Raw genomic sequence first — 20,874 nt, 5'->3', positions numbered from 1 at the left:
AGCTAACCTGTGGATAAACGCCCCCTCGTGGGGCGTTTTGCTATCTGTCGTTTTTGTCGTGAGGCCCTCGAGCATGAACACTGTGCGTGAAACCATTGCCGCCATCGCTACCGCCCAGGGACGTGGGGGCGTGGGGATCGTGCGGCTATCCGGCCCCCTGGCCCAACAAGCCGGGCTGGCCATCTGTGGAAAAGCACTGACACCGCGGCACGCCCATTACGGAGCGTTCCGCGCTGAAGATGGCCTGGTGCTGGATGAAGGCATTGCGCTGTTTTTCCCTGGGCCCAACTCCTTTACCGGCGAAGACGTGCTTGAGCTGCAGGGCCACGGCGGCCCGGTAGTCCTCGATATGTTGCTGCAGCGCTGTGTACAACTGGGTTGCCGCCTGGCGCGCCCGGGTGAATTCAGTGAGCGGGCATTCCTCAACGACAAGCTCGACCTGGCCCAGGCCGAGGCGATCGCCGACCTGATCGAAGCCAGTTCTGCACAAGCTGCGCGCAATGCCTTGCGCTCGCTGCAGGGCGAATTTTCCCGCCGTGTGGATAACCTCACCGAGAAGTTGATCAGCCTGCGCATCTACGTGGAAGCTGCAATCGATTTCCCCGAAGAAGAAATCGACTTTCTTGCTGACGGTCACGTGCTGAGCATGCTCGATGAGGTGCGCAACAATTTATCCACAGTGCAGCGCGAAGCTGGGCAGGGCGCCTTGCTGCGCGACGGCATGACGGTGGTGATCGCTGGTCGGCCGAATGCCGGCAAGTCGAGCCTGCTTAACGTTCTGGCCGGCCGCGAGGCGGCGATTGTCACCGATATCGCCGGCACCACCCGGGACATCCTGCGCGAACATATCCACATCGACGGCATGCCGCTGCACGTTGTCGACACGGCTGGATTGCGCGATACCGATGACCATGTGGAAAAGATCGGCGTGGAACGCGCACTCAAGGCCATCAACGAAGCCGATCGGGTGCTGTTGGTGGTCGACTCGACTGCACCGGAAGCCAGTGATCCGTTTGCCCTGTGGCCGGAATTTCTCGACCTGCGTCCGGATCCGGCCAAGGTTACGCTGATTCGCAACAAGGCAGATTTGAGTGGCGAAGCCATTGCCATGGAACAGAGTGAAGATGGCCACGTCACCATTACCCTCAGTGCCAAGGACACCGACATGGGGCTTGAGCTGCTGCGCGAGCACCTGAAGGCCTGCATGGGTTATGAACAGACTGCTGAAAGCAGCTTCAGCGCCCGCAGGCGCCACCTGGAGGCATTGCGTCAGGCCGGTGCGCACCTGGAGCATGGACATGCGCAACTGACCCTCGCCGGTGCCGGTGAGCTGCTGGCAGAAGATTTGCGCCAGGCGCAACACGCCCTGGGCGAGATTACCGGTGCATTCAGTTCCGACGATCTGCTCGGACGCATCTTCTCCAGCTTCTGCATCGGCAAGTAAGCGTCCTTATCCACAGTCGGGTCTGCAACGGACCCGACTGCAGCAGCCTTTTTCTCCAATCCCTTCTCCCGGTCAGGACAGCCACAGTGCTCGTGCTGCGCTGACTCCTGCGCGTCTATCCACATTCTGGTGAAATAAGCCCTGTGGAAAACCCACCTTCAGCTCCGTTGATAACTGGCCCTCAAGGCTGAAGATAACTCCCCTTGTGGGTAACTGGCCATTTCATCCACAGGCTTAAAGCGCTTATCCAGAACGCTCATCCCCGGTAGGCCACAGGGTTTTGAATCTCTGTACATAAGGTAAATAAAGGCCTGTAGAACCTTATCCACAGAAAGGTGCCTGACTAAGAATAAACATAAAAACAAAGCTTTAATAAATTTCTCTCTTTTAATTTCTATTACCTGCCATTCATCCACAGCCTGGTTAAATTTTGTGCAAAAGGTTCCTTTAGAGGGGGGTAAGTCCCTATACTTGTGCGTTATCCCTATCTATTCCCGAAACAGGCACGAGGTGCGTGGTGGATTTCCCTTCCCGTTTTGAAGTGATCGTCATCGGCGGCGGCCATGCCGGTACCGAGGCTGCGCTTGCGTCTGCACGCATGGGGGTGAAAACCCTGCTGCTGACCCACAACGTGGAAACCCTCGGTCATATGAGTTGCAACCCGGCCATCGGTGGTATCGGCAAGAGCCACCTGGTCAAGGAAATCGATGCGCTCGGCGGTGCAATGGCACTGGCCACTGACAAGAGCGGTATCCAGTTCCGTGTATTGAACAACCGCAAAGGCCCGGCGGTGCGTGCTACTCGCGCTCAGGCCGACCGCGCCATCTACAAATCGGTGGTGCGCGAGATTCTCGAGAACCAGCCCAACCTGTGGATATTCCAGCAGTCGTGCGACGACCTGATCGTCGAGCAGGACCAGGTACGCGGCGTGGTAACGCAAATGGGTCTGCGTTTTCTCGCCGACTCCGTGGTACTGACCACCGGGACCTTCCTCGGCGGACTTATCCACATCGGTTTGCAGAATTACTCCGGTGGCCGTGCCGGCGATCCGCCGTCGATTGCCCTGGCGCGCCGCCTGCGTGAACTGCCGCTGCGCGTTGGCCGCTTGAAAACCGGTACACCGCCACGCATCGACGGGCGCTCGGTGGATTTCTCGGTGATGACCGAGCAACCGGGCGACACGCCGATCCCGGTGATGTCGTTCATGGGGTCCAAGGAACAACACCCGCGTCAGGTCAGTTGCTGGATTACCCACACCAACGCCCGTACCCACGAGATCATTGCCTCGAACCTCGATCGTTCGCCGATGTACTCCGGGGTGATCGAAGGCATCGGCCCGCGCTACTGCCCGTCGATCGAAGACAAGATCCACCGCTTTGCCGACAAGGAAAGCCACCAGGTATTCATCGAGCCAGAAGGCCTGAACACCCACGAGCTGTACCCGAACGGCATTTCCACGTCGTTACCGTTCGATGTGCAGTTGCAGATCGTGCGATCGATCCGCGGCATGGAAAACGCCCACATCGTGCGCCCGGGCTACGCCATCGAGTACGACTACTTCGATCCGCGCGACCTCAAGTACAGCCTGGAAACCAAGGTGATTGGCGGCCTGTTCTTTGCCGGCCAGATCAACGGCACCACGGGCTACGAAGAAGCCGGTGCTCAGGGCCTGCTCGCCGGTACCAACGCCGCACTGCGCGCGCAGGGCCGTGAAAGCTGGTGCCCGCGTCGCGACGAAGCGTACATCGGCGTGCTGGTCGACGACCTGATTACCCTGGGGACCCAGGAGCCGTACCGCATGTTCACCTCGCGGGCCGAGTACCGCCTGATCCTGCGCGAAGACAACGCCGACCTGCGCCTGACCGAAAAAGGTCGCGAACTGGGCCTGGTCGATGACCAGCGTTGGGCCGCGTTCAGCGCCAAGCGCGAAGGCATCGCCCTGGAAGAACAGCGTCTGAAATCCACCTGGGTACGCCCGGATACCGCGCAAGGTCAGGCCATTGCTGAAAAATTCGGTACGCCGTTGAGCCATGAATACAACCTGCTCAACCTGCTGACCCGCCCGGAAATCGATTACGCCGGGCTGATGGCAGTGACCGGCGGCGCCGAGATCGACCCGCAAGTGGCTGAGCAGGTCGAGATCAAAACCAAATACGCCGGTTACATCGACCGGCAACAGGAAGAAATCGCCCGGCTGCGCGCCAGCGAAGACACCCGCCTGCCCGACGATATTGATTACAGCGGTATTTCCGGGCTGTCCAAGGAAATCCAGAGCAAACTCGGCCAGACCCGGCCCGAGACCCTGGGCCAGGCTTCGCGTATCCCCGGTGTGACCCCGGCGGCGATTTCCCTGTTGCTGATTCATCTGAAAAAACGCGGCGCAGGCCGCGAGTTGGAGCAAAGCGCTTGAGTTCTCAGGTCACCCCTCAACATGCCGAAGAGTTGTCCACAGGCGCCCGCCAGCTCGGTGTCGAGCTGAGCGAGGCCCAGCATGCACAACTGCTGGCCTACCTGGCCTTGCTGATCAAGTGGAACAAGGCCTACAACCTGACCGCCGTGCGCAATCCGGACGAGATGGTGTCCCGCCACTTGCTCGACAGCCTCAGCGTCATGCCGTTTATCCACAGCGAGCGCTGGCTGGATGTCGGCAGCGGCGGTGGCATGCCGGGTATTCCTTTGGCTATCCTGCATCCGGACAAGCACGTCACGGTGCTCGACAGCAACGGCAAGAAAACTCGCTTCCTGACCCAGGTAAAGCTTGAGCTCAAACTGGATAACCTCACAGTTATCCACAAGCGGGTCGAGGAGTTCCAGCCGGAGCTGCCTTTCACCGGAATTGTTTCCCGTGCTTTCAGCAGCATGGAGAACTTCACCAACTGGACGCGCCACCTCGGTGACGCCCAGACGCAGTGGCTGGCAATGAAAGGGCTGCATCCTGCCGATGAGCTGGTAGCATTGCCGGCAGATTTCAGAGTGGATAGCGAGCAGGCCTTGACCGTTCCGGGTTGCCAAGGCCAACGCCATCTGCTGATACTGCGCCGCACGGCATGACTGGGAACACAAGCAAGAATGGCTAAGGTATTCGCAATCGCGAACCAGAAAGGTGGTGTGGGCAAAACCACCACCTGTATCAATCTCGCAGCATCGCTGGTGGCAACCAAGCGCCGCGTGCTGCTGATCGATCTCGATCCACAGGGCAACGCCACCATGGGTAGCGGTGTGGATAAACACGTCCTGGAACATTCGGTCTATGACCTGTTGATCGGCGAATGCGACCTGGCCCAGGCCATGCACTTCTCCGAGCATGGCGGCTATCAGCTGCTGCCGGCCAACCGCGACCTGACCGCCGCCGAAGTGGTCCTGCTGGAAATGCAGATGAAGGAGAGCCGCCTGCGCACCGCGCTGGCGCCGATCCGCGAGAATTACGACTACATCCTGATCGACTGCCCGCCGTCGCTGTCGATGCTGACCCTCAACGCCCTGGTCGCCGCCGATGGCGTGATCATTCCGATGCAATGTGAATACTTTGCCCTGGAAGGGTTGAGCGACCTTGTGGATAACATCAAGCGGATCGGCGAGCGGTTGAACCCGCAGCTCAAGGTCGAAGGCCTGCTGCGGACCATGTACGACCCGCGCCTGAGCCTGATCAACGATGTTTCCGCACAGCTCAAGGAACACTTCGGCGACCAGCTGTACGACACCGTGATTCCACGCAACATCCGCCTGGCCGAGGCCCCGAGCTTCGGCATGCCGGCCCTGGCCTACGACAAGCAATCGCGTGGCGCCCTGGCGTACCTGGCCCTGGCCGGGGAACTGGTTCGTCGCCAACGTCGTCAAACCCGCACTGCACAGACAACTTAAGGAATCCGCATGGCCGTTAAGAAACGGGGTCTCGGACGTGGGTTGGATGCACTGCTCAGTGGTCCGACCGTCAGCGCACTCGAAGAGCAGGCTGTCCAGGTCGACCAAAAGGAACTGCAACACCTGCCGCTCGACCTGATCCAGCGCGGCAAGTACCAGCCGCGCCGGGACATGGACCCGCAGGCACTGGAAGAACTCGCCCACTCGATCAAGAGCCAGGGCGTGATGCAGCCGATCGTGGTGCGCCCGATCGCGGACAACAAATTCGAGATCATCGCCGGTGAGCGCCGCTGGCGCGCCAGCCAGCAGGCCGGCATGGACACCATCCCGGCCATGGTCCGCGATGTGCCCGATGAAGCGGCCATCGCCATGGCCCTGATCGAGAACATCCAGCGCGAAGACCTCAACCCGGTGGAAGAGGCCATTGCCCTGCAGCGTCTGCAGCAGGAGTTCCAGCTGACCCAGCAACAGGTCGCCGACGCTGTGGGCAAGTCGCGGGTTACCGTGGCCAACCTGCTGCGCCTGATCTCGTTGCCGGAAGTGATCAAGACCATGTTGTCCCACGGCGACCTGGAAATGGGTCACGCCCGGGCATTGCTCGGATTGCCGGATGAACAGCAGGTCGACGGGGCGCGTCACGTTGTCGCACGTGGCCTGACCGTGCGCCAGACCGAGGCACTGGTACGCCAGTGGCTCAACGGCAAACCCGAGCCTGCGGAACCTGCCAAGCCGGACCCGGACATCACCCGCCTTGAACAGCGTTTGGCAGAGCGTCTGGGCTCTGCCGTACAGATCCGCCACGGCAACAAGGGCAAAGGCCAGTTAGTTATCCGTTACAACTCACTAGATGAGTTGCAAGGTGTCCTTGCTCACATCCGCTGAAACAATTCCTTTTGTAGCGCGTAGTCGGAAATCACTACCCGGCAGTTGAATAGGGGTTAAACCGCCCCTATACTCTGCGCGCATTTTGTCGGCACAAATTATGCCAAGTCATAGCTGACTGGTTGGTCGACTTTCGAGGAGCAGTTGTGATGGAAACCCGCACGCCAAACCGCTTGCCTTTCCATCGCTGGGCGGTTTTTCCGGTACTGTTGGCTCAATGTGTCGTGTTTCTGCTGGCAACTTTGGCGTTGTGGCAGTGGCATGGGGCGGTCAGTGGATATTCGGCACTCTGCGGGGGGCTGATTGCCTGGCTGCCGAATGTGTATTTCGCCTGGAAGGCTTTTCGTTACACGGGAGCCAGGGCAGCGCAGGCCATCGTCAAGTCGTTTTACGCGGGCGAGGCAGGCAAATTGATTTTGACGGCAGTGCTTTTTGCACTGACGTTCGCAGGAGTGAAGCCATTGGCGCCGTTAGCAGTCTTCGGTGTCTTTCTGCTGACCCAGTTGGTCAGCTGGTTCGCGCCCCTGCTGATGAATATAAGACTTTCGAGACCTTAGGGCGTTTGAGGCAACCATGGCAGCAGAAACCGCTTCGGGCTATATCCAGCACCACTTGCAGAACCTGACCTTCGGTCAACTACCAGACGGCGGTTGGGGTTTTGCCCATTCCGCAGCAGAAGCCAAGGCAATGGGCTTCTGGGCTTTCCACCTGGACACCCTGGGTTGGTCGGTCGCACTGGGTCTGCTTTTCGTATTCCTGTTCCGCATGGCAGCCAAGAAGGCGACTTCCGGTCAGCCTGGCGGCCTGCAGAACTTCGTAGAAGTGCTGGTTGAGTTCGTCGACGGCAGCGTCAAGGACAGCTTCCACGGCCGCAGCCCGGTGATCGCCCCACTGGCGCTGACCATTTTCGTCTGGGTCTTCCTGATGAACGCCATCGACCTGATCCCGGTCGACTGGATTCCTCAGCTGGCCATCCTGATCTCCGGTGATCCGCACATTCCGTTCCGTGCCGTTTCGACCACCGACCCGAACGCGACCCTGGCCATGGCCTTCAGCGTGTTCGCCCTGATCATTTTCTACAGCATCAAGGTCAAGGGTATCGGCGGTTTCCTCGGCGAACTGACCCTGCACCCGTTCGGCAGCAAGAACATCTTCGTTCAGATCCTGCTGATTCCGGTCAACTTCCTGCTCGAATTCGTCACCCTGATTGCCAAGCCAATCTCGCTGGCCCTGCGTCTGTTCGGCAACATGTACGCCGGCGAGCTGGTGTTCATCCTGATTGCCGTGATGTTCGGCAGCGGCCTGCTCTGGCTCAGCGGCCTGGGCGTGGTGCTGCAATGGGCGTGGGCTGTGTTCCACATCCTGATCATCACCCTGCAAGCGTTCATCTTCATGATGCTTACCATCGTCTACCTGTCGATGGCTCACGAAGATAACCATTAAGACCGCCTGGCGTGTCTGATGACCCTTTTGCCGGTACGGGGAAGGGTCGAAAAAGTCCGCAAGGGCAGCTGTACCAAACGATTTTGTTTTACCGCTTCAAACTAAAAAACCTAACCAATACGACGTAAAAGTCGGGAGGAAAGATGGAAACTGTAGTTGGTCTTACCGCTATCGCTGTTGCTCTGCTGATCGGCCTGGGTGCTCTGGGTACCGCCATTGGTTTCGGCCTGCTGGGCGGCAAGTTCCTGGAAGGCGCTGCTCGTCAGCCAGAGATGGTTCCAATGCTGCAAGTTAAAATGTTCATCGTTGCCGGTCTGCTCGACGCCGTAACCATGATCGGTGTTGGTATCGCTCTGTTCTTCACCTTCGCTAATCCCTTCGTTGGTCAAATCGCCGGCTAATCACTCGAATTCTCGAGTGGTTTGGTGTGATGGACAAAGAACGAGCGAGGTGTTGGCGTGAACATTAATGCAACCCTGATTGGTCAGTCCGTTGCGTTCTTCATTTTTGTGCTGTTCTGCATGAAGTTCGTGTGGCCTCCGGTCATCGCGGCATTGCAAGAACGTCAGAAGAAGATCGCGGATGGACTGGACGCTGCCAACCGAGCAGCTCGCGACCTGGAGTTGGCCCAAGACAAAGCGGGTCAGCAACTGCGCGAAGCAAAAGCTCAGGCAGCCGAAATCATTGAGCAAGCCAAGAAGCGCGGTGCTCAGATCGTCGAGGAAGCCCGTGATCAGGCCCGCGTCGAAGCTGACCGTGTGAAGGCTCAGGCTCAGGCCGAGATCGAACAGGAAATTAACGGTGTCAAAGACGCCCTGCGTGCCCAAGTGGGTCTGCTGGCTGTCGGCGGTGCTGAAAAGATCCTTGGCGCCACAATCGATCAAAACGCGCATGCGGAGCTGGTTAATAAACTGGCCGCTGAAATTTAAGCGAGGGCGATCATGGCAGAACTGACCACGTTGGCCCGACCTTACGCTAAGGCGGCCTTTGAGCACGCCCAGGCCCATCAGCAACTGGCCAATTGGTCAGCCATGCTCGGCCTGGCTGCTGCAGTGTCGGAAGACGACACGATGCAGCGCCTGCTCAAGGCCCCGCGACTGACGAGCGCAGAAAAGGCCGCCGCGTTTATTGACGTGTGCGGTGACAAGTTCGATGCACAGGCACAGAATTTCATTCATGTTGCCGCGGAAAACGACCGTCTCCAGCTGTTGCCGGAGATTTCGGTTTTGTTCGACCAGTACAAGGCTGAACAAGAGAAATCCGTGGACGTGGAAGTCACCAGTGCTTTTGCGTTGAACCAAGAACAGCAAGACAAACTCGCCAAGGTTCTCAGTGCACGGCTCAGCCGGGAAGTGCGCCTGCATGCGACGGAGGACGCCTCCCTTATCGGTGGTGTCGTGATCCGCGCCGGCGACCTGGTAATCGATGGCTCGGTTCGCGGCAAAATCGCGAAACTGGCCGAAGCATTGAAATCTTGAGTTTGAAGGGGCAGCAGAGCAATGCAGCAACTCAATCCTTCCGAAATTAGTGAAATCATCAAGGGTCGCATCGAGAAACTCGACGTGACCTCCCAAGCCCGCAACGAGGGTACCGTCGTCAGCGTTTCTGACGGTATCGTGCGGATTCACGGTCTGGCCGACGTCATGTACGGCGAAATGATCGAGTTTCCAGGTGGCGTGTTCGGTATGGCCCTCAACCTGGAGCAAGACTCCGTTGGTGCGGTAATCCTGGGCGCCTACGACACCCTCGCTGAAGGCATGAGCGCCAAGTGCACCGGCCGCATCCTCGAAGTTCCAGTTGGTAAGGAACTGCTGGGTCGCGTAGTCGACGCACTGGGTAACCCAATCGACGGCAAAGGCCCACTGGGCAACACCGAGACCGACGCGGTCGAGAAAGTTGCTCCGGGCGTGATCTGGCGTAAGTCGGTAGACCAGCCTGTACAGACTGGCTACAAATCTGTCGACGCCATGATCCCGGTCGGCCGTGGCCAGCGTGAGCTGATCATCGGTGACCGTCAGATCGGTAAGACCGCCATGGCGATCGACGCCATCATCAACCAGAAAGACTCCGGTATTTTCTGTGTTTATGTTGCTGTCGGCCAGAAGCGTTCCACCGTAGCCAACATCGTTCGCAAGCTGGAAGAAAACGGCGCCCTGGCCAACACCATCGTGGTTGTTGCCAGCGCTTCGGAATCCGCCGCACTGCAATTCCTGGCGCCATACGCCGGTTGCACCATGGGCGAGTTCTTCCGTGACCGCGGTGAAGACGCGCTGATCGTATACGATGACCTGTCCAAGCAGGCCGTTGCCTACCGTCAGATCTCCCTGCTGCTGCGCCGTCCACCAGGACGTGAAGCGTACCCAGGTGACGTGTTCTATCTCCACTCCCGTCTGCTGGAGCGTGCATCGCGCGTTTCCGAAGAGTACGTCGAGAAGTTCACCAACGGTGCTGTAACTGGCAAGACCGGTTCCCTGACCGCACTGCCGATCATCGAAACCCAGGCTGGCGACGTTTCCGCGTTCGTTCCGACCAACGTGATTTCCATCACCGACGGTCAGATCTTCCTGGAATCGGCCATGTTCAACTCGGGCATCCGCCCTGCAGTGAACGCCGGTGTTTCGGTATCCCGTGTGGGTGGTGCCGCTCAGACCAAGATCATCAAGAAGCTCTCCGGTGGTATCCGTACCGCTCTGGCTCAGTACCGTGAACTGGCGGCATTCGCCCAGTTCGCTTCTGACCTGGACGAAGCCACCCGTAAGCAACTCGAGCACGGTCAACGTGTTACCGAGCTGATGAAGCAGAAGCAATACGCTCCAATGTCCATCGCGGACATGGCGCTGTCGCTGTATGCCGCTGAGCGTGGGTTCCTGACCGACGTTGAAATCGCCAAGATCGGTAGCTTCGAACAAGCGCTGATCGCTTACTTCAACCGTGATCACGCCGAACTGATGGCGAAGATCAACGTGAAGGGTGACTTCAACGACGAAATCGACGCTGGCATCAAAGCCGGTATCGAGAAGTTCAAGGCCACCCAAACCTGGTAAGCCGCAGCGGGGGCTTTGCGGCCCCCGCTTGCTAACCTGATAGGTGTTACATGGCAGGCGCAAAAGAGATTCGCAGTAAGATTGCGAGCATCAAAAGCACGCAAAAAATTACCAGCGCCATGGAAAAAGTGGCGGTCAGTAAAATGCGCAAGGCACAAATGCGCATGGCTGCTAGCCGTCCTTACGCGGAGCGTATCCGCCAGGTTATCGGTCATCTGGCCAACGCCAACCCGGAATACCGCCACCCCTTCATGATCGAACGCGAAGTAAAGCGCGTCGGTTATGTCGTCGTGAGCAGTGACCGTGGTCTGTGCGGTGGCTTGAACACCAACCTGTTCAAGGCCCTGGTCAAGGACATGGCGGTCAACCGCGAGCAAGGTATCGAGATCGATCTTTGCGTGGTTGGCAGCAAGGGTGCGGCGTTTTTCCGCAGCTTCGGCGGTAACGTCGTCGCCGCGATCAGCCACCTGGGCGAAGAGCCGTCGATCAACGATCTGATCGGCAGCGTCAAGGTCATGCTGGACGCTTACCTGGATGGTCGTATCGATCGTCTGTCCGTGGTATCGAACAAGTTCATCAATACCATGACGCAAACGCCAACGGTCGAGCAGTTGATTCCGTTGGTTGCAACCCCGGATCAAGAACTCAAGCACCACTGGGACTACCTCTACGAACCTGACGCCAAAGAGCTGCTGGACGGCCTGATGGTGCGTTACGTGGAGTCGCAGGTCTACCAGGCGGTGGTCGAGAACAACGCAGCTGAACAAGCTGCCCGGATGATCGCGATGAAGAACGCCACCGACAACGCCGGTGACCTGATCAGCGAATTGCAGCTGATCTACAACAAGGCGCGTCAGGCTGCGATCACCCAAGAGATCTCGGAAATCGTCGGCGGCGCTGCCGCGGTTTAACGGTTCAAATATTCAGAGGATCCAGCTATGAGTAGCGGACGTATCGTTCAAATCATCGGCGCCGTCATCGACGTGGAATTCCCACGTGACGCCGTGCCGAGTGTTTACAACGCGCTGAAAGTACAAGGCGCGGAAACCACCCTGGAAGTTCAGCAGCAGCTGGGCGACGGCGTGGTTCGTACCATTGCGATGGGCTCGACCGAAGGCTTGAAGCGCGGTCTGGACGTTGCAGACACCGGCGCAGCCATCTCCGTACCAGTCGGTAAAGCGACCCTGGGCCGGATCATGGACGTACTGGGTAACCCGATCGACGAAGCTGGCCCGATCGGTGAAGAAGAGCGCTGGGGTATCCACCGTGACGCTCCTTCGTTCGCTGACCAGGCAGGCGGCAACGACCTGCTGGAAACCGGCATCAAGGTTATCGACCTGGTTTGCCCGTTTGCCAAGGGTGGTAAAGTTGGTCTATTCGGTGGTGCCGGTGTAGGCAAAACCGTAAACATGATGGAACTGATCCGTAACATCGCCATCGAGCACAGCGGTTATTCCGTGTTCGCCGGTGTGGGTGAGCGTACTCGTGAGGGTAACGACTTCTACCACGAGATGAAGGATTCCAACGTACTGGACAAGGTTGCTCTGGTATACGGCCAAATGAACGAGCCACCAGGAAACCGTCTGCGCGTAGCGCTGACCGGCCTGACCATGGCTGAGAAGTTCCGTGACGAAGGTAACGACGTTCTGCTGTTCGTCGACAACATCTATCGTTACACCCTGGCCGGTACCGAAGTATCCGCACTGCTGGGCCGTATGCCTTCGGCAGTAGGTTACCAGCCGACCCTGGCTGAAGAGATGGGCGTTCTGCAAGAGCGTATCACTTCGACCAAGGAAGGTTCGATCACCTCGATCCAGGCCGTATACGTACCTGCGGACGACCTGACCGACCCGTCGCCAGCAACCACCTTCGCCCACTTGGACGCCACCGTCGTACTGTCCCGTGACATCGCCTCCCTGGGTATCTACCCAGCGGTCGATCCACTGGACTCGACTTCGCGCCAGCTGGACCCGAACGTGATCGGCACCGAGCACTACGAGACCGCTCGTGGCGTTCAGTACGTACTGCAGCGTTACAAAGAGCTGAAGGACATCATTGCGATCCTGGGTATGGACGAACTGTCCGAAACCGACAAGCAACTGGTTGCCCGTGCTCGTAAGATCCAGCGCTTCCTGTCCCAGCCGTTCTTCGTGGCAGAAGTCTTCACTGGTTCTCCAGGCAAATACGTTTCCCTGAAAGACACCATTGCTGGCTTCAGCGGTATCCTCAAAGGTGACTACGACCACCTGCCAGAACAAGCGTTCTACATGGTCGGCAGCATCGACGAAGCGATCGAGAAAGCCAAGAAACTGTAATCCCGGCGCCCCGCAAGGGGCGCTAATCAGGTTGAGGCAAGCAGATGGCTATGACAGTCCATTGCGATATCGTCAGCGCGGAAGGGGAAATTTTCTCCGGTCTGGTCGAGATGGTGGTTGCGCACGGTAACCTGGGTGATCTTGGTATCGCTCCAGGCCACGCGCCGCTGATCACTAATCTGAAGCCAGGTCCGATCACGCTGACCAAGCAGGGTGGCGCCCAAGAGGTGTTCTACATCTCTGGTGGTTTCCTCGAGGTCCAGCCGAACATGGTCAAGGTGCTTGCCGATACCGTGCAACGTGCCAGCGACCTGGACGAAGCTCAGGCTCAGGAAGCCCTCAAGGCTGCCGAAAACGCCCTGAACGAAAAAGGCGCGGAGTTCGATTACGGCGCCGCTGCCGCACGTCTGGCCGAGGCCGCAGCCCAGCTGCGTACCGTCCAGCAAATCCGCAGAATGAAGTAATACGGCACTCGCCGGTCACTTCTGTTGCGATTGAGTTAAAGGGTAGCCTCGGCTACCCTTTTTCTTTTTCCGAATTTCTTCTACTGGTCACAGCGCTGACCTTCCAGGATTGGTAGCCAGTCAATGTCTCTCGATATCGTTATTCTTGCCGCCGGCCAAGGCACCCGCATGCGCTCGGCGCTGCCCAAGGTGCTGCATCCGGTCGCCGGCGACTCCATGCTCGGCCATGTTATCCACAGCGCCCGCCAGCTTCAGCCGCAGGGCATTCATGTGGTGATCGGGCACGGTGCGGAGCTTGTACGTGAACGACTGGCCGCCGATGACCTGAACTTCGTCCTGCAGGACAAGCAGCTGGGTACCGGTCATGCCGTGGCCCAAGCTCTGCCGGCGCTGAGTGCCGATACCGCATTGATCCTCTACGGCGATGTCCCGCTGATCGAAGTCGACACCCTCAAGCGTCTGCTGGCCAAGGTCACCCCGCAACAGCTCGGCCTGCTGACCGTGACCCTCGACGATCCAACCGGTTACGGCCGCATCGTTCGCGACGCCCAGGGCCAGGTGGCGGCGATCGTCGAGCACAAGGATGCCAGCGACGCGCAGAAAGCCATCCAGGAAGGCAACACTGGCATCCTCGCGGTCCCGGGTGCGCGCCTGGCTGACTGGCTGGGCCGTTTGTCCAACAACAATGCCCAGGGCGAGTACTACCTCACTGACGTGATCGCCATGGCCGTGGCCGATGGCCTGGTGGTCGCCACCGAGCAGCCACAGGACCCGATGGAAGTGCAGGGCGCCAATGACCGTCGCCAGCTGGCCGAGCTTGAGCGTCACTACCAGCTGCGCGAAGGCCGCCGCCTGATGGCCCAGGGTGTGACCCTGCGTGATCCGGCGCGCTTCGATGTGCGTGGCGAGGTGACCGTTGGTCGCGACGTACTCATCGATATCAACGTGATCCTCGAAGGCCGCGTGGTCATTGAAGACGAGGTGGTCATCGGCCCGAACTGCGTGATCAAGAACAGCACCTTGCGCAAAGGTGTGGTGGTCAAGGCTAACAGCCATCTGGAAGGCGCCATTATGGGCGAAGGCAGCGATGCCGGCCCGTTTGCCCGCCTGCGCCCTGGCAGTGTGCTCGAGGCTCGCGCCCATGTGGGTAACTTTGTCGAGCTGAAGAACGCCCACCTCGGTGAAGGTGCCAAAGCTGGCCACCTGACCTACCTGGGCGATGCCGAAGTCGGTGCGCGTACCAACATCGGTGCCGGCACCATCACCTGCAACTACGATGGCGCCAATAAGTTCAAGACGGTACTCGGCGAGGACGTGTTCATCGGCTCGAACAACTCCCTGGTCGCGCCTGTGGATATCCTCGACGGCGCCACCACCGCAGCCGGTTCGACCATCACCCAGAACGTCGAAGCGGCGCAGTTGGCCGTTGGTCGGGCGCGCCAACGCAACATCGATGGTTGGAAGCGGCCGGAGAAGATCAACAAGAGCTGAGTTACCCACAGCTGAGCAAAAGGCCGACTGGATTGTGCATAAGTCGGCCTTTTTGCATTCTGTGGATAAATACCCTATGTGGTTCGAGTTATTCACAGCACGTTTTTTACGCCACTGTCCTTGACGTACAAGCCACTATAGGTTTTGATTGGCACCACTAACTTTCGAAACGAAACTTAAAGACGCCATGTCGAAACGTAACACCCCCCAACGACGCCATAACATCCTGGCTTTGCTCAATGAGCAGGGCGAGGTGAGCGTCGACGCCCTGGCCAAGCGTTTCGAAACCTCGGAAGTGACCATTCGCAAGGACCTGGCGGCGCTCGAAGCCAACGGCCTGTTGTTGCGCCGCTATGGTGGTGCCGTCACCCTGCCGCAGGAACTGTTCACCGATCAGGGCCAGCCAGTCTCCCTCTATAAGCAGGCCATCGCCAAGGCTGCTGTGGGACGTATCCGCGAACACGCACGAATCATCATCGACAGCGGCAGCACCACCGCCGCGATGATCCCGGAGCTGGGTCATCAACCCGGCCTGGTGGTCATGACCAACTCGTTGAATGTGGCACGTGCCCTCAGCGAGCTGGAACACGAGCCGGTACTGTTGATGACCGGAGGCACCTGGGACCCGCATTCGGAATCGTTCCAGGGCCAGGTAGCCGAGCAGGTACTACGCTCGTACGACTTCGACCAACTGTTCATTGGCGCCGACGGCATCGACCTGGCGCGCGGCACCACCACGTTCAACGAACTGCTGGGCCTGAGCCGGGTGATGGCTGACGTCGCCCGGGAAGTGATCGTCATGGTCGAGTCCGACAAGGTCGGGCGCAAGATCCCCAACCTTGAGCTGCCTTGGGGCAGCGTCAACACCCTTATTACTGATGATCGCCTGCCCACCGAGGCACGCGAACAGATTGAAGCCCGCGGCATCAACGTGATTTGCGCCGCTATCACCCAGGAGCATGACTAATGTGTGGAATCGTTGGTGCCGTCGCCGAACGTAACATCACAACCATTCTGATCGAAGGCCTCAAGCGCCTCGAGTACCGCGGCTATGACAGCGCCGGTCTGGCGGTCTTCACCCAGCAGGGCAACCTCGAGCGCCGCCGCCGTATCGGCAAGGTCAGCGAGCTGGAAGCTGCCGTCGCCGCTGAACCACTGGCCGGCAACCTGGGCATCGCCCACACCCGTTGGGCCACCCACGGTGCGCCAACCGAGCACAATGCCCACCCGCATTTTTCCGGTCATGAACTGGCAGTGGTGCACAACGGCATCATCGAGAACCACGAAGAACTGCGAGAGAAGCTCAAGGGCCTGGGTTATAGCTTCAGTTCCGAGACCGACACCGAAGTGATCGTCCATTTGCTGGATCACACCCTGAAAACCTTGCCGGACCTGGCCGATGCTCTCAAGGCTGCGGTCAAGCAACTGCACGGCGCCTATGGCCTGGCCGTGATCAGCGCCAAACAGCCTGATCGTCTGCTGGCCGCTCGCAGCGGTAGCCCGCTGGTTATCGGCCTGGGCCATGGCGAGAACTTCCTGGCCTCGGACCAATTGGCCCTGCGTCAGGTCACTGACCGCTTCATGTACCTGGAAGAGGGCGACATCGCCGAAATCCGCCGCGACCAGGTCACTATCTGGGACGTAGCCGGTACTCAGGTCCAGCGCGAAACCGTGCAGTACCATGAAGGTGCCGAAGCCGCTGACAAGGGCGCCTATCGCCACTTCATGCTCAAGGAAATCCACGAGCAGCCTACCGTGGTGCAACGCACCCTGGAAGGCCGCCTGGGCAAGGACCACGTCATGGTTCAGGCCTTCGGCCCGCAAGCTGCCGAGTTGTTCGCCAAGGTGCGCAATGTGCAGATCGTTGCCTGCGGCACCAGCTATCACGCCGGTATGGTTGCCCGTTACTGGCTGGAGAGCCTGGCCGGTATTCCTTGCCACGTCGAAGTCGCCAGCGAGTTCCGCTACCGCAAGGTGGTGGTGCAGTCCGATACCCTGTTCGTCTCGATCTCGCAGTCGGGTGAAACCGCCGACACCCTGGCAGCCCTGCGTAATGCCAAGGAACTGGGCTTCCTCGGCAGCCTGGCGATCTGTAACGTCGGCATCAGCTCGCTGGTACGCGAGTCGGACCTGACCCTGCTGACCCAGGCCGGCCCGGAAATCGGCGTGGCCTCGACCAAGGCCTTCACCACCCAGCTGGTATCGCTGATGCTGCTGACCTTGTCCCTGGGCCAGGTGCGCGGCACCTTGGCCGCCGGTGTCGAGGCTGAGCTGGTCGAAGAGCTGCGTCGCCTGCCGACTCGCCTGGGCGAAGCCCTGGCCATGGACGCGATCGTCGAGAAGACCGCTGAGCTGTTCGCCGACAAGCACCACACCCTGTTCCTCGGTCGTGGCGCGCAGTTCCCGGTAGCGATGGAAGGGGCGCTGAAACTCAAGGAGATCTCCTACATCCACGCCGAAGCCTACCCGGCGGGCGAGCTCAAGCATGGCCCGCTGGCGTTGGTTGACAGCGACATGCCAGTGGTCACCGTGGCGCCGAACAACGAGCTGCTGGAAAAGCTCAAGTCCAACCTGCAGGAAGTTCGCGCCCGTGGCGGCGAACTGATCGTCTTCGCCGACGAAGCTGCCGGCATGAGCAACGGCGAAGGCACTCACGTGATCGCCGTGCCGCACATCATCGATGCCCTGGCGCCGATCCTCTACACCATCCCGCTGCAACTGCTGTCGTACTACGTCGCGGTGCTCAAGGGCACCGACGTCGACCAGCCGCGCAACCTGGCGAAATCGGTGACTGTCGAGTAACGATCGCGGTTGTTAAGCCCAGAACCCCCGATTTTCGGGGGTTTTGTGTTTTTGTCGGTTTGTCCGGCAAGCAGGCCCATTAGCTGGCCTGGATCAATAGTCCAGGCGCGCGCTTGGCATAGTGTGATCAGTCCATGTTTCTTTTTCACGGACGAAAAGCTATGCAGACTCTGGAGCGAAAGCTAGATATCCAGCCCCTGTCGCGGGCGGACATGACCATCGAACTCAACGGCCAGGCAGTCGCTGTCGCCGCCGGTGAAACCGTGCTCAGCGTGCTCAACGCCGTAGGCCTGCGCCAGGTGGCGCGCAACGACCATGACCAGCTGACCGGGGCCTTCTGCGGCATGGGCGTCTGCCATTGCTGCCTGGTGTCGATCAACGGCCGGCCCAAGCGCCGCGCCTGCCAGACTCTGGTGCAGCCGGGTATGCAGGTCGAAACCGGGACCAACCGCTTTGCCGGGCAGGAGGCACCATGAGCCTGCGTCCAGTGATTGTCGGGGGTGGTTCGGCGGGTATGGCGGCGGCGATCGAGCTGGCCAAGCACGGTGTTTCCAGCCTGTTGTTCGATGAAGCCTCGCGCCCGGGTGGCGTGGTGTTTCGCGGACCGCTGCGCAGTGGCGTCGACCTGGGTTACCTGGGCGCCCGCTACAGCAAGGCGCTGAAGAAACTGCACAAGGATTTTGCCGCGTGCACCGATCGCATCGACCTGCGCCTGAACAGCCGTGTGGTCGGTGGTGACGAGCAGCGTCTGATGGTGCTCGACGCCGAAGAAACCCTGCACGAAATCGATTATTCCCACCTGTTGCTGTCGGCCGGTTGCCACGAGCGCAACGTACCCTTCGCTGGCTGGACCTTGCCTGGCGTCATGCTGCTCGGCGGGCTGCAGCTGCAGATCAAGAGCGGCGTGGTCAAACCCCTGGGCAGTACGCTGATCGCCGGTACCGGGCCGTTGTTGCCGCTGGTGGCCTGCCAGCTGCACGCGGCCGGGGCGAAAGTCGCCGGCGTCTATGAAGCCTGCCCGTTCAGCAAGATCGCCCGCGAAAGCCTGGCACTGATGAACAAGCCGCAGCTGTTCCTCGATGGCCTGAGCATGCTCGGCTACATGAAGCTCAATGGCATCCCCATGTACTACGGCTGGGGCGTGGTTGAAGCCAAGGGCGAGGGCGAGCTGGCTGAAGTGACCGTGGCACCCTACGGCGACGACTGGCAACCGGACCTCTCCCGCGCCCAGCGCGAACCGGCGCAAACCCTGGCGGTGGGCTACGGGTTTATCCCGCGCACGCAGCTTAGCCAGCAACTGGGCCTGGACCACGGCTTCAACGAAGACGGCTACCTGCGCCCGGAAAGCAACGTCTGGCAGCAAAGCAGCCAGCCGCACATCCACCTGGCCGGCGACATGGGCGGTATCCGTGGCGGCGAAGCGGCGATGCTCACCGGGCGTATTGCCGCCGTTTCGATTCTGCTCCAGCAGGAAGTACTCAATGCTGAAGAGGCCATCGAGCTGCGCGAGAAATACCTTGGCCAGTTGGCGGCGATCAAGCGCTTTCGCGCTGGCGTAGAGCGCTACACCCACCGCGGTACCAAGCAGATCGACCTGCCGCAGCCGGACACGGTGATCTGCCGTTGCGAGCATGTGACCCGCAGCGACATCGACCGGGCCCTGGAGCAGGGCGTCGAAGACATGGCCGGGCTGAAGATGCGCACCCGGGTGAGCATGGGCGACTGCCAGGGGCGCATGTGCGTCGGCTACTGCAGCGATCGCCTGCGCGAAGCCACCGGACGCGCCGACGTCGGCTGGCTGCGGCCGCGTTTCCCGATCGATCCGATTCCCTTCTCTGCATTCCAGCAACTCGGCACGGAAGCCTGAAGCATGAACAGAACCTATGATGTGGTCATCGCCGGTGGCGGTGTGATCGGTGCGTCCTGCGCCTACCAGCTGTCCAAACGCAAGAACCTGAAAATCGCCCTGATCGATGCCAAGCGCCCGGGCAACGCCACCCGTGCCTCGGCGGGCGGCCTGTGGGCCATCGGTGAGTCGGTGGGCCTGGGCTGCGGGGTGATCTTCTTTCGCATGATGTCGGCCAAGCACAAGCGCGAGGCCCATGGTGCGGCGGTGGCAGTGGATTCGAGCACGCCGCATATCCTGCCGCAGTCGTTCTTCGACTTTGCCTTGCAGTCCAACGCACTTTATCCACAGCTGCACCGCGAGCTGATCGACCGTCACGGCATGGACTTCAAGTTCGAGCGCACCGGCCTCAAGTATGTGATCTACGACGATGAAGACCGTCTGTACGCGGAACACATCGTCGCGCAGATTCCGCATCTGGCCGACCAGGTGCGCTGGCTCGACCGCGAGGCCCTGCGCCAGGCGGAACCTGCGGTCAGCCATCAGGCCCATGGCGCCCTGGAGTTTCTCTGCGATCATCAGGTCAGCCCGTTCCGCCTGGCCGATGCCTATATGGAAGCGGCGCGCCAGAACGGTGTCGACCTGTTCCACAACACCAACATCACCGGTGTGCTGCATCAGGGCTCGCGGGTCAGCGGTGTGCAAACCGCAGAAGAGGGCACCTTTCACTGCGACACCCTGATCAACGCCGCTGGTGCCTGGGCCGCAGACTTGAGCGAATGGGCCACCGGCCTGCGGATTCCGGTCAAGCCGGTCAAAGGTCAGATCATCCTCACCGAGCGCATGCCCAAGCTGCTGCAAGGCTGCCTGACCACCAGCGACTGCTACATGGCGCAGAAGGACAACGGCGAGATTCTGATCGGCAGCACCACCGAGGACAAAGGCTTCGACGTCAGCAACACTTTCCCGGAGATCAACGGCCTGGTTCAGGGCGCGGTTCGCTGTGTGCCGGAGCTGGCGCAGATCAACCTCAAGCGCACCTGGGCCGGCTTACGCCCAGGCTCGCCGGACGAGTTGCCGATTCTGGGGCCGGTCACGGAAGTCAGCGGTTACCTGAATGCCTGTGGACACTTTCGCACCGGCATCCTCACCTCGGCCATCACCGGGGTGCTGATCGACAAGGTCCTGCATCAGGAAACCCTGCCACTGGACATCACCCCGTTCCTGGCCGAGCGTTTTGACTTGCTGGCTGTGGAAAACCAGCAGGCTGCCCTTGCCTGAT

Annotated in this window: 20 protein-coding genes; all 20 read left to right on the top strand. The window is 60.0% G+C overall.

Annotated elements, in window-relative coordinates; all coding sequences use genetic code 11:
• Positions 1 to 73: 73 nt before the first annotated feature.
• The 20 genes from mnmE (at position 74) to hcnC (ending at position 20,873) form a co-directional block, all read left to right on the top strand.
• Entirely contained in the window at positions 74 to 1,444 is a 1,371-nt protein-coding gene (mnmE, locus tag BV82_RS00730; RefSeq protein WP_010222713.1) for a tRNA uridine-5-carboxymethylaminomethyl(34) synthesis GTPase MnmE, read from the top strand.
• Between the two features lie 517 nt (positions 1,445 to 1,961).
• Positions 1,962 to 3,854 (top strand): tRNA uridine-5-carboxymethylaminomethyl(34) synthesis enzyme MnmG, encoded by a 1,893-nt coding sequence (mnmG, locus tag BV82_RS00725; protein ID WP_010222714.1) that lies wholly within the window; start codon positions 1,962 to 1,964, stop codon positions 3,852 to 3,854.
• Positions 3,851 to 4,495: a 16S rRNA (guanine(527)-N(7))-methyltransferase RsmG gene (gene rsmG, locus BV82_RS00720; RefSeq protein WP_036995282.1), complete on the top strand. Its 645-nt coding sequence runs from the start codon at positions 3,851 to 3,853 to the stop codon at positions 4,493 to 4,495. Before mnmG ends, rsmG begins: the two co-directional genes overlap by 4 nt.
• 18 nt (positions 4,496 to 4,513) lie before the next feature.
• Positions 4,514 to 5,305, top strand: coding sequence for a ParA family protein (locus BV82_RS00715; RefSeq protein ID WP_010222720.1), 792 nt, complete (start codon positions 4,514 to 4,516; stop codon positions 5,303 to 5,305).
• A 9-nt stretch (positions 5,306 to 5,314) separates the two neighbouring features.
• Positions 5,315 to 6,187: a ParB/RepB/Spo0J family partition protein gene (locus tag BV82_RS00710; RefSeq protein WP_010222721.1), complete on the top strand. Its 873-nt coding sequence runs from the start codon at positions 5,315 to 5,317 to the stop codon at positions 6,185 to 6,187.
• Positions 6,188 to 6,336: 149 nt separating this feature from the next.
• Entirely contained in the window at positions 6,337 to 6,744 is a 408-nt protein-coding gene (locus tag BV82_RS00705) for a F0F1 ATP synthase subunit I (RefSeq protein ID WP_010222722.1), read from the top strand.
• A gap of 16 nt (positions 6,745 to 6,760) precedes the next feature.
• Positions 6,761 to 7,630, top strand: a complete 870-nt coding sequence (atpB, locus tag BV82_RS00700) for a F0F1 ATP synthase subunit A (RefSeq protein WP_010222723.1) — start codon at positions 6,761 to 6,763, stop codon at positions 7,628 to 7,630.
• A 143-nt stretch (positions 7,631 to 7,773) separates the two neighbouring features.
• Positions 7,774 to 8,031: a F0F1 ATP synthase subunit C gene (gene atpE / locus BV82_RS00695; RefSeq protein WP_003097235.1), complete on the top strand. Its 258-nt coding sequence runs from the start codon at positions 7,774 to 7,776 to the stop codon at positions 8,029 to 8,031.
• A 57-nt stretch (positions 8,032 to 8,088) separates the two neighbouring features.
• Positions 8,089 to 8,559: a F0F1 ATP synthase subunit B gene (locus BV82_RS00690; protein WP_010222733.1), complete on the top strand. Its 471-nt coding sequence runs from the start codon at positions 8,089 to 8,091 to the stop codon at positions 8,557 to 8,559.
• Positions 8,560 to 8,571: 12 nt separating this feature from the next.
• The gene (locus tag BV82_RS00685) at positions 8,572 to 9,108 is read left to right on the top strand and encodes a F0F1 ATP synthase subunit delta (RefSeq protein WP_010222734.1); all 537 of its coding nucleotides are present in this window, start codon (positions 8,572 to 8,574) and stop codon (positions 9,106 to 9,108) included.
• Between the two features lie 21 nt (positions 9,109 to 9,129).
• Positions 9,130 to 10,674 carry a F0F1 ATP synthase subunit alpha gene (atpA, locus tag BV82_RS00680; protein ID WP_010222735.1) on the top strand — a complete coding sequence of 515 codons (1,545 nt, stop codon included), beginning with the start codon at positions 9,130 to 9,132 and terminating at the stop codon, positions 10,672 to 10,674.
• A gap of 50 nt (positions 10,675 to 10,724) precedes the next feature.
• Positions 10,725 to 11,585: a F0F1 ATP synthase subunit gamma gene (gene atpG / locus BV82_RS00675; protein WP_010222736.1), complete on the top strand. Its 861-nt coding sequence runs from the start codon at positions 10,725 to 10,727 to the stop codon at positions 11,583 to 11,585.
• Between the two features lie 27 nt (positions 11,586 to 11,612).
• Positions 11,613 to 12,989, top strand: coding sequence for a F0F1 ATP synthase subunit beta (gene atpD / locus BV82_RS00670; protein WP_010222737.1), 1,377 nt, complete (start codon positions 11,613 to 11,615; stop codon positions 12,987 to 12,989).
• A gap of 44 nt (positions 12,990 to 13,033) precedes the next feature.
• Positions 13,034 to 13,453, top strand: coding sequence for a F0F1 ATP synthase subunit epsilon (locus tag BV82_RS00665; RefSeq protein WP_036995281.1), 420 nt, complete (start codon positions 13,034 to 13,036; stop codon positions 13,451 to 13,453).
• A 123-nt stretch (positions 13,454 to 13,576) separates the two neighbouring features.
• Positions 13,577 to 14,944: a bifunctional UDP-N-acetylglucosamine diphosphorylase/glucosamine-1-phosphate N-acetyltransferase GlmU gene (glmU, locus tag BV82_RS00660; RefSeq protein ID WP_036995280.1), complete on the top strand. Its 1,368-nt coding sequence runs from the start codon at positions 13,577 to 13,579 to the stop codon at positions 14,942 to 14,944.
• Between the two features lie 187 nt (positions 14,945 to 15,131).
• Positions 15,132 to 15,911, top strand: coding sequence for a DeoR/GlpR family DNA-binding transcription regulator (locus tag BV82_RS00655; protein WP_010222740.1), 780 nt, complete (start codon positions 15,132 to 15,134; stop codon positions 15,909 to 15,911).
• Entirely contained in the window at positions 15,911 to 17,746 is a 1,836-nt protein-coding gene (gene glmS, locus BV82_RS00650) for a glutamine--fructose-6-phosphate transaminase (isomerizing) (protein ID WP_036995279.1), read from the top strand. The genes BV82_RS00655 and glmS overlap by 1 nt, the downstream gene beginning before the upstream one ends.
• Positions 17,747 to 17,907: 161 nt before the next feature.
• Complete coding sequence (hcnA, locus tag BV82_RS00645) at positions 17,908 to 18,222, top strand: cyanide-forming glycine dehydrogenase subunit HcnA (RefSeq protein WP_036995278.1); 315 nt, start codon at positions 17,908 to 17,910, stop codon at positions 18,220 to 18,222.
• A complete protein-coding gene (gene hcnB, locus BV82_RS00640) occupies positions 18,219 to 19,613 on the top strand; it encodes a cyanide-forming glycine dehydrogenase subunit HcnB (RefSeq protein ID WP_036995277.1) in 1,395 nt (464 codons plus the stop codon). Before hcnA ends, hcnB begins: the two co-directional genes overlap by 4 nt.
• A gap of 3 nt (positions 19,614 to 19,616) precedes the next feature.
• On the top strand, positions 19,617 to 20,873 hold the full coding sequence (gene hcnC, locus BV82_RS00635; protein WP_010222758.1) for a cyanide-forming glycine dehydrogenase subunit HcnC: 1,257 nt from the start codon (positions 19,617 to 19,619) through the stop codon (positions 20,871 to 20,873).
• Position 20,874: the final 1 nt, after the last annotated feature.

Source organism: Pseudomonas donghuensis (genome assembly GCF_000696345.2).
GTDB lineage: Bacteria > Pseudomonadota > Gammaproteobacteria > Pseudomonadales > Pseudomonadaceae > Aquipseudomonas > Aquipseudomonas donghuensis.
This window is presented reverse-complemented; position numbering and strand designations above follow the sequence as displayed.